This is a genomic window from Amphibiibacter pelophylacis (assembly GCF_037688875.1).
Classification (GTDB): domain Bacteria; phylum Pseudomonadota; class Gammaproteobacteria; order Burkholderiales; family Burkholderiaceae_C; genus Amphibiibacter; species Amphibiibacter pelophylacis.
Genome location: NZ_JAWDIE010000010.1, coordinates 121377 through 129980, shown reverse-complemented (window position 1 = coordinate 129980; position 8604 = coordinate 121377). Strand labels below are relative to the sequence as shown.

Below are 8604 nucleotides of genomic sequence, written 5' to 3'. Positions count from 1 at the left end.
GGGTCTGTCATCGGGGCGCGGCCTGTTCCACCCCGGGGGGCGTCTGGAACACCGTGCTGACGGTGCCCGGCAGCCCGGACACGACGAGGACGATCTGCGCCGCCAGCGCCAGCGCTGCAGCGGCTTGCGCGGCGCGCTGGCAGCGGGCGATGGCGCGGGCGGTGTCGGCGGGCTGGGGCGGGGCGGCTTCGGGGTTGAGCGTGTAGCTGCCGGGCTTTTCCAGGCGGACATCCAGCGCCAGCGCCAGCGCGCCCATGGGCCAGCCGCCGTTGGGCGAGGGCGTGCGGTCGGCCTCGCGGCGCAGCGCGGGCCAGCGGCGCAGGACAATGCGCGGCGCGATCAGCACGGCCGTCAGGCGGGCGGGCAGCCAGGAGAGCACGTCGTCGCTGCGCGCCGCCCAGGCGCCGCTGTGCAGGCGGTGATCGCGGTAGCCCCACATGGCGTCCAGGGTGTTGGCGCAGCGGTAGAGCACCGCGCCGGGCAGACCCAGCAGCGCCAGCCACAGCAGCGGCGCCACCCAGGCGTCGTTCAGGTTCTCGGACAGCGACTGCAGCGCCGAAGCGCGCACCTGCGGCGCGTCGAGCTGCGTGACATCGCGGCTGACGATGTGCGCCAGCGCCTGGCGCCCCTGGCTCAGACTGTCATCCTGCGAGGGCGCCAGCGCCGTTTCGACCTGCTGCACATGGTCGCGCAGGCTGCGCCAGGCCAGCGTGGGCTTGATCAGCAGCGCGAGCACCAGCGCCGTCCCGGCCATCCAGGCCAGCGCGGCGGCGGGCGACACGCCGTTGCGGGCGGCACCCAGCAGCGCCTGCATCAGGCCGATCTGCAGAGCGGCGGCCAGCAGCGTGGGCGGCAGCACCAGCGCCCACCAGGCCAGCGCGCCCAGCAGACGCTGCCGGATCGGGGATCGCACAGTCGCGCGATCGCCGTGCAGGCGGCGGCCCACCCCTGCGGCGGCGTGGCCGAACCAGGCGACGGGGTGCCAGCGGTTGGGCGGCTCGCCCAGAGCGTCCAGCGCCCAGGCCAGCAGCAGCGCCAGCGCCGCGACCACGCCCAGCAGCAGTCCGTCCAGAAAGCCCAGCCCCAGGCGCAGGTGCGTCAGGCCCTGCTCGCCCAGCAGCCAGGAGAGCAGCAGCATCGGCGCTCAGTCCTCGATGCCGCGCTGCGCGGGGATGCCCGCGTCGAAAGCGTGCTTGATCTTGCGCATCTCGGTCACCGTGTCGGCGATCTCGACGATCTCCTGCGGGCAATCGCGCCCGGTCAGCACCACCGTGGTCTGCGCGGGGCGCTGGGCCAGCGCGTCCAGCACCTCCTGCAGGGGGATCCAGCCAAAGCGGATGGGGTAGGTGATTTCGTCCATCACGACGAGGAAGTGCTCGCCCGCCAGCATCAGGTCGCGGGCGCGGGCCCAGCCGTCGCGGGCGAGCTGCGCTGAGCGCTCCAGATCGTGGCTTTTCCAGGAAAAGCCATCGCCCAGGCCCTCGATGGGCACGCCGATCTGCTCGAACATGCGGTGTTCGCCAAAGCGCGCGCTGGGCACTTTCATGAACTGATAGATGTGCACTTTTTTGCCGCGCCCGTGCGCGCGCAGCGCCAGGCCAAAGGCGGCGGTCGATTTGCCCTTGCCGTCGCCGGTGTTGACCATCAGCAGGCCCCGGCGCTCGCCGCTGGGTTTGTCATGGCGGCGTTCGGTGGGCGGCTGTTCGATGTCCATGCGTGCGGTCCAGTCAAGGGGAATGTGGAATGTGAAGCCGGGATTTTAGGCGAGGGGCTGAACCGCGGTGTCTGGCTGCCGAACATCCTTCGAACCGATGTTTTGGCGTTGACCGAAAACTACATCGTAGGCTGGATGACCCTGACCACTCCGCCGATGAAGAGCGGTTTGTTCTGATTGGCCTGAGTCGGCAGCTCAGACGGTTGGTCGTGTGTCACTGTTACCGGTTGCAGGGAGACACGATTTGCATCATTTCCGCCCGGAAAGCCACCCCCCGAGAGGCCCGTTTTTATCCTTGAAGACCTGATATGCGCGACGAATACGATTTTTCCAAAGCGCGGCGCAAGCCCCACGCTGCTGCGCTGAAAAAGCAGATCACCATCCGGCTGGATGAAGAGGCCATCAACTACTTCAAGTCGGTTTCGGACGAGGTCGGGATTCCGTACCAGAGTCTGATCAACCTCTATCTGCGCGATTGCGCCGAGCAGCGCCGCAAGCTGGATCTCAGCTGGAAGTGACTGGCGCAGCAACTCCGGCTTCAGCCGCCCATTCCCGCATCATCTCTACACCCGCCGTCGCCCCGCCGCAGACGATGGCCAGCACCTCGTGGCTGCGGGCCAGCACCGGGTGTAGAGGGCCTTGCGGGGCCAGCACGGCCAGGCTGGCGCCGCAGGCGGGCTCGACGACCACGCGGTGCTGATCGACAAAGCGCAGGCTGGCGGCGATGGCCTGCGCGTCGCTGACCAGCACGCTGTGTACCGGGTGTTCGCGCCAGCAGCGCAGCGCCTGCTCGCACACGCGCCGCGCGCCCAGCGACGTCGCGCGCGAGGTGATGGCGCCGATATCCACCGTCTGACCCGCCAGCGTGGCCGCGCGGAACGATGCGGCGCCCTCGGTTTCAACGGCCAGCACCGGCACGTCGTGCCAGCCCTGCTCCTGCAGCCCGCGCACCACGCCCGCCAGCAGGCCGCCGCCGCCCACCGACAGTACGACGGCGCCGGGTTTCGGGCCCTGGCGAGCGGCCTCGGCGATCAGGCTGGCGTGGCCCTGCCACAGCAAAGGGTCGTCAAAAGGGTGGATCAGGGCGGCATCTGCCGTGATCAGCGCCAGCGCGGCGCTGTGCGCTTCCTGCCACGAGGCGCCGTGCACCTGCACTTCGGCGCCCAGATCGCGCAGGGCCTGCAGCGCGCGCTGCGGCGTGGTCTGCGGCACCACGACGGTCACCGGCAGGCCGAGCGCCCGCCCCGACCACGCCACCGCCAGCCCGGCGTTGCCGCCCGACGACGACACCAGCCGCCGTGCCCCGCGCCGGGCGTGGTGCTCGCAGGCCAGTCCCACGCCACGCAGCTTGAAAGAGCCCGGCGGCTGCAGGGCCTCCATCTTCAGCCAGACGCGCCGCCCGGGCGCGCCCAGAAGCGGGGATTCGATCAGCGGGGTTTCGATGTGCAGCGGCATAATCGCCAGATTATGTCTTCTGGCCTGACGCACTTGTCCACGCACTTGTCATGACCCCGTCCCCTCGCAACGAAGTGCCGCAGTTTGCCGTGCTGGGCCACCCGGTGGCGCACAGCCGCTCGCCTTGGATCCACGCCGAGTTCGCACGGCTCACCGGCATTCCCCTGGATTACGGCCGCCGCGATGGCCACGAGGCCGGGCCCGCCGCCTGGCGTCATCTGTTGATCCAGGCGCGGCGCGACGGCCTGCGCGGCTGCAACGTCACCGTGCCCTACAAGTTCGACGCCCTGGCCAGCAGCCACAGCGAGACACCGCGCGCACGTCGCGCCGGAGCGGCCAACACGCTGACTTTCACCGACGACGGCAAGATCGAAGCGGACAACACCGACGGCGTGGGCCTGGTCTGGGACATCACCGTCAACGCGGGTGTGGCGCTGGTCGGGCAGCGGGTGCTGCTGATTGGCGCGGGCGGCGCGGCCAGTGGCGTGCTGGGCCCGCTGCTGGAGCAGCAACCCGCCGGGCTGGTCGTCGTCAACCGCACGCTGGAGCGTGCCCGCGCGCTCGTGGCCTCGCACGCCGACCTGGCCGGATCGACCCGGCTGTCCGCCTGCGCGCCGGCCGATGTGGGCGAGGCGTATGACGTGGTCATCAACAGCAGCAGCAGCAGCCTGGCCGGGGTGGTGGGCGCGCCGGTTCCCGCGCGCGTGCTGCGCCCCGGGGGCCTGGCGCTGGACATGATGTACGGCCCCGCCGCCCGGTCTTTTCTGGACTGGGCCTGCGCAGGCGGCGCCATGGCGCGCGATGGCCTGGGGATGCTGGTGGGCCAGGCGGCGGAATCCTTTGCCGTCTGGCACGGCGTGCGGCCCCCGGCCGCGCAGGTGCTGGCCACGCTGCGCGAGCTGGTGGACCGCCCTTCATGATGCTCGCCCGCCCCGGAACCCTGCTGCTGCGCTGGCTGCTGCTGATGCTGGTCGGCGGTCTGCTGCTGCAGGGCTATTTCGCGCTGCGCATCGCGATGATGCGGGTCTCGCTGCCCGCATCGACCACGGTGCAGCGCACCGAACTGGCGCGCATCGCCTTGGATCCGCAGCTGCCTTTTCACTGGTCGCAGGAGCGCCTGGGCCACGCCGAACTGCCCGACAACCTGCGCCGCGCTGTGATCGCCTCGGAAGACGCCGGTTTTGTCAGCCACGGCGGCGTCGAGTGGGCCGCGCTGCGTCAGGCCTGGCAGCGCAACCAGGCCGCCGAGGCGCGCACCGAGCGCCTCAACGAGCGCCGCCAGGCCAGCGCTGAACGCCGCCACAAGCCAGCGCCCGACCCGGTCGAGCCCAAGGTGGTGGGCGGCTCGACCATCACCCAGCAGCTGGCCAAGAACCTCTTTCTGTCGGGCGAGCGCAATTTCCTGCGCAAGGGGCAGGAGCTGGTGATCGCGCTGATGCTCGAGGCGCTGCTGGACAAATCGCGCATCCTGGACATTTATCTGAACTCGGTGGAATGGGGCAATGGCGTGTTTGGCGCCGGGGCCGCCGCGCCGCATTATTTTGGCCGTCCGGCCGCCAGCCTGAGCCTGGCGCAGGCCGCGACGCTGGCCGTGCTGCTGCCCTCGCCCAAGCGCTACGGCCAGAACATCGCCAGCGGCTTCATCCGGGGCCGTGCGAGCCTGATTGCGCGGCGCTCCGGCGCGGTCGCCATTCCGCGCGATTGAGCGGCAGTCGCGGGACAGCAGCATGAACGACGATTTTTTCCCTTCAGCCCCCGACGACGGCGATTTCCCGCCCGCGTGGTTTGATCTGGACCCGCTGACACGCGAGATCGCGCAGGCCGCCGCCGCCGCCATCGTCGATGAGGATCTGGATTACGCCGCCGCCCGGCGCCGCGCGGTGCAGGACCTGGGGCTGGAGCGCGTGCGCGCCCACCTGCTGCCCAGCCCCGAAACGCTGGAAGACGCGGTGCGCGCGCACCTGCGGCTGTTTCACGCTGACACCTGGCCGCAGGAGCTGCGCGCCCTGCGCGAGGCCGCGCTGACGTTTCTGAAGCGCCTGCCCTTCGATGCGGTTTATGTGCGCGGCGCGGTCTGGCGCGGCACGGCGACGCGCCTGTCCTGCGTGCACGCCGAAATCTACAGTGACGACCCCAAGCTGGCCGAGATGCAGCTGCTGGACCAGGGCTGGCCGCTGGAGCAGGTGGGCGACGGCCGCTCGCACGACCCGGTGCTGCATCTGCCGCTGCCGGTCCCCGCGTGGCGGGAAATGAGTTCGCTCTACCTGTATCTGCTGCCGCGCGAGGCCCTGCACGGCGCGCTCAAGGCGGATACGCGCGGCCGCCGCTGGCGCGGTACGCCGCAGGAACTGGCTGATCTGCTGGAGCCTGAATGAGTTTTCAGCCGCCTCGGATTGAGGGTTTCTGCTGGGATAAGCGCCGAAAAGGCTGGATACGCGCTGAAATCGCGTAAACTGCGCCAAATTACGAAGTGGCCTTGGCCGCGTCGGCGGGCCGTGCGCAGCACTGCGGCGACCGCTGGCGTCTGGCGCATTGTGCCCGATGTCATGGCCTCTGCTTTTTTGGGGAAAACCAATGGATCTGCGCAAACTGAAAACCCTGATCGACCTCGTGTCCGAATCAGGCATCTCCGAACTGGAAATCACCGAAGCCGAGGGCAAGGTGCGCATCGTCAAAAGCAGCCCCGTGGCCGCCGCTCCGGCGCCCATGATGGTGGCGGCCGCCCCCGCTGCGCCAGTGGCTGCCGCCGTGTCGCCCAGCGAAGCGCCGTCCAGCGTCTCGCTGGCGGATTCGCCGGTGAGCGTGCCCATCATCACCGGCCACATCATCAAATCGCCCATGGTCGGCACCTTCTACCGCGCAGGCAGTCCGGGCGCGCCGCCCATGGTCCAGGTCGGCAGCGGTGTCAAACTGGGCGAGGGGGTCTGCATCATCGAGGCCATGAAAATCATGAACGAGATCGAATCCGAGTTCACCGGCACCATCAAGCAGGTGCTGGTTGAAAACGGCGAGGCCGTCGAATACGGTCAACCCCTGTTCGTGGTGGAATAAGCCATGTTCCGCAAAGTCCTCATCGCCAACCGCGGCGAAATCGCCCTGCGCATCCTGCGCGCCTGCCATGAAATGGGCATCCAGTCGGTGGTGGTGTACTCCGAGGCTGACCGCGACGCCAAGTACGTCAAGCTCGCCGACGAGGCCGTCTGCATCGGCCCGGCGCCGTCCGCGCAGAGCTACCTCAACATGCCGGCCATCATTGCCACGGCCGAGGTCTCCGACGCCGAAGCCATTCACCCCGGCTACGGTTTCCTGGCCGAGAACGCCGATTTCGCCGAGCGCGTCGAGCGCAGCGGCTTCACCTTCATCGGGCCCAGCGCCGAGAACATCCGCCTGATGGGCGACAAGGTTTCGGCCAAGCAGGCCATGATCGCGGCCGGCGTGCCCTGCGTGCCGGGTTCGGGCGGCGCGCTGCCCGACGATCCGGTCGAGATCACGCGCATCGCCCGCGAGGTCGGCTTCCCCGTCATCATCAAGGCGGCGGGCGGCGGCGGCGGTCGCGGGATGCGCGTCGTGCACACCGAGGCTGCGCTGATCAACGCCGTGCAGACCACACGCGCCGAGGCGGGCGCCGCTTTCGGCAACCCGGCGGTCTACCTGGAAAAATTCCTGCAGAACCCGCGCCACATCGAGATCCAGATCATGGCCGACAAGCACCGCAATGCGGTGTGGCTGGGCGACCGCGACTGCTCCATGCAGCGCCGCCACCAGAAGGTGATCGAAGAAGCGCCGTCGCCGGGCATCCCGCGCAAGCTGATCGAGAAAATCGGTCAGCGCTGCGCCGACGCCTGCCGCAAGATGGGTTATGTGGGCGCGGGCACATTCGAGTTCCTGTTCGAGAACGGCGAGTTCTATTTCATCGAGATGAACACACGCGTTCAGGTCGAGCACCCGGTCACCGAATGCGTCACCGGCATCGACATCGTGCAGACGCAGATTCGCGTCGCGGCGGGCGAAAAGCTGTCCTTCACGCAGAAGGACATCGTTCAGCGCGGGCATTCCATCGAGTGCCGCGTCAACGCCGAAGACCCGTACAAGTTCATCCCCTCGCCGGGCCTGATCCAGGGCTGGCACCCGCCTGGCGGCCCGGGCGTGCGCGTGGACACGCACATCTACAGCGAGTATTACGTGCCGCCGCACTACGATTCCATGATCGCCAAGATCATCGTGCACGCCGACACGCGCGCCGCCGCGCTGGCCAAAATGCGCATGGCGCTGGAAGAAACGGTGATCGAGGGCATCAACACCAACATTCCGCTGCACCGCGAGCTGATGGCCGACCCGGCTTTTGCCGAAGGCGGCACCAGCATCCACTACCTGGAAGGCTGGCTGGCCCAGCGCAAGCGCTGATGCACACGTTGACCCTGCAGCTGGCCGAATCGCTGGTCGAGCCTGTCGGCGACGCGCTGATGGACGATCTGGACGCGCTGTCGGTCTCGGTCATCGACGCGCAGGCCGACAGCGAGAGCGAAATCGCGCTCTTCGGCGAGCCCGATATGCCCGCGCCTGCGCCCGGCTGGGCGCTGTCGGCGCTGGAGGCGCTCTTTGACACCGAAGCCGATGCGCAGGCTGCCGCCGCGTGGGTGCTGGCGCAGTTTCCGGACGTGCGCCTGATCGGGATCGACCTGCTGCCCGACAACGACTGGGTGCGGCTGTCGCAGGCGCAGTTCCAGCCGGTTCAGGTCACGCCCAGCTTCTGGGTCACGCCCAGCTGGTCCGATGCCCCAGACGGTGCACAGACGCTGTTGCGCCTGGACCCCGGGCTGGCTTTTGGCACCGGCAGCCACCCGACTACGCTGATGTGCCTGCGCTGGCTGGCCCGAAGCGGCACGGATCACCCCGGCGCGCTGCTCGACTACGGCTGCGGCTCCGGCATTCTGGCCATCGGTGCGGGCCTGCTGGCCCAGGCCAGCGGGCAGGAGCGTCTGCTGGACGGCGTGGACATCGACCCCGCCGCCTGGCAGGCCACGCAGGACAACGCCGCCGCCAACGGCGTGGCGGTGCGCGCGGGCGGTCCGGACATTCTCACCCCCGGCCAGCGCTACCCGGTGGTGCTGGCCAACATCCTGGCCTCGCCGCTCAAGCTGCTCGCGCCGCTGCTGTGTGGCCGCGTGGCGCCCGGCGGGCGTCTGGTGCTGGCCGGCATCCTGGAGCGCCAGACCGCCGAGCTGCAGGCCGCTTACGCGCCGTGGATGGATCTGGTCGCCGAAGACACGCTGGACGGCTGGGTTCTGCTCACTGGATCGCTCAGGGACTGAGCACGCTGGGCGGAGGCCGCATCTCGAAAGATGCGATCTGAAAAATTCATATCAAAATCTCGAAATAAAAGGGAATAGATTTTCGATTTATCGCCGATTTCTGTGAAATTTTTCCTAAAATTT

General features: G+C 68.8%; 11 protein-coding genes. 8 read left to right on the top strand and 3 right to left on the bottom strand.

Annotated elements, in window-relative coordinates:
* Nucleotides 1-7: 7 nt before the first annotated feature.
* Nucleotides 8-1138: an adenosylcobinamide-phosphate synthase CbiB gene (gene cbiB, locus RV045_RS08325; protein WP_423235318.1), complete on the bottom strand. Its 1131-nt coding sequence runs from the start codon at nt 1136-1138 to the stop codon at nt 8-10.
* Between the two features lie 6 nt (nt 1139-1144).
* Nucleotides 1145-1714: a cob(I)yrinic acid a,c-diamide adenosyltransferase gene (gene cobO / locus RV045_RS08320; RefSeq protein ID WP_423235317.1), complete on the bottom strand. Its 570-nt coding sequence runs from the start codon at nt 1712-1714 to the stop codon at nt 1145-1147.
* Nucleotides 1715-1785: 71 nt separating this feature from the next.
* Between cobO and RV045_RS08315 the strand changes: the two genes are divergently transcribed.
* Both RV045_RS08315 and RV045_RS08310 read left to right on the top strand, forming a co-directional pair.
* On the top strand, nt 1786-2013 hold the full coding sequence (locus tag RV045_RS08315; protein WP_423235325.1) for a BrnT family toxin: 228 nt from the start codon (nt 1786-1788) through the stop codon (nt 2011-2013).
* A gap of 9 nt (nt 2014-2022) precedes the next feature.
* A complete protein-coding gene (locus RV045_RS08310) occupies nt 2023-2232 on the top strand; it encodes a BrnA antitoxin family protein (RefSeq protein WP_423235316.1) in 210 nt (69 codons plus the stop codon).
* Here RV045_RS08310 and RV045_RS08305 read toward each other — a convergent pair.
* Nucleotides 2219-3169, bottom strand: a complete 951-nt coding sequence (locus RV045_RS08305; RefSeq protein ID WP_423235315.1) for a pyridoxal-phosphate dependent enzyme — start codon at nt 3167-3169, stop codon at nt 2219-2221. The two genes, RV045_RS08310 and RV045_RS08305, sit on opposite strands and share 14 nt — an antisense overlap.
* A gap of 50 nt (nt 3170-3219) precedes the next feature.
* On the opposite strand from RV045_RS08305, the gene aroE reads away from it, so the two are divergent.
* The 6 genes from aroE to RV045_RS08275 all read left to right on the top strand — a co-directional run bounded on the left by aroE (nt 3220) and on the right by RV045_RS08275 (nt 8481).
* Nucleotides 3220-4089: a shikimate dehydrogenase gene (gene aroE, locus RV045_RS08300; protein WP_423235314.1), complete on the top strand. Its 870-nt coding sequence runs from the start codon at nt 3220-3222 to the stop codon at nt 4087-4089.
* Nucleotides 4086-4874, top strand: a complete 789-nt coding sequence (locus RV045_RS08295; RefSeq protein WP_423235313.1) for a transglycosylase domain-containing protein — start codon at nt 4086-4088, stop codon at nt 4872-4874. Before aroE ends, RV045_RS08295 begins: the two co-directional genes overlap by 4 nt.
* 22 nt (nt 4875-4896) lie before the next feature.
* Nucleotides 4897-5544: a hypothetical protein gene (locus RV045_RS08290; RefSeq protein WP_423235312.1), complete on the top strand. Its 648-nt coding sequence runs from the start codon at nt 4897-4899 to the stop codon at nt 5542-5544.
* 199 nt (nt 5545-5743) lie between these two features.
* Entirely contained in the window at nt 5744-6220 is a 477-nt protein-coding gene (gene accB, locus RV045_RS08285) for an acetyl-CoA carboxylase biotin carboxyl carrier protein (protein ID WP_423235311.1), read from the top strand.
* A 3-nt stretch (nt 6221-6223) separates the two neighbouring features.
* The gene (gene accC, locus RV045_RS08280; RefSeq protein ID WP_423235310.1) at nt 6224-7573 is read left to right on the top strand and encodes an acetyl-CoA carboxylase biotin carboxylase subunit; all 1350 of its coding nucleotides are present in this window, start codon (nt 6224-6226) and stop codon (nt 7571-7573) included.
* Nucleotides 7573-8481 carry a 50S ribosomal protein L11 methyltransferase gene (locus RV045_RS08275; RefSeq protein WP_423235309.1) on the top strand — a complete coding sequence of 303 codons (909 nt, stop codon included), beginning with the start codon at nt 7573-7575 and terminating at the stop codon, nt 8479-8481. The genes accC and RV045_RS08275 overlap by 1 nt, the downstream gene beginning before the upstream one ends.
* Nucleotides 8482-8604: the final 123 nt, after the last annotated feature.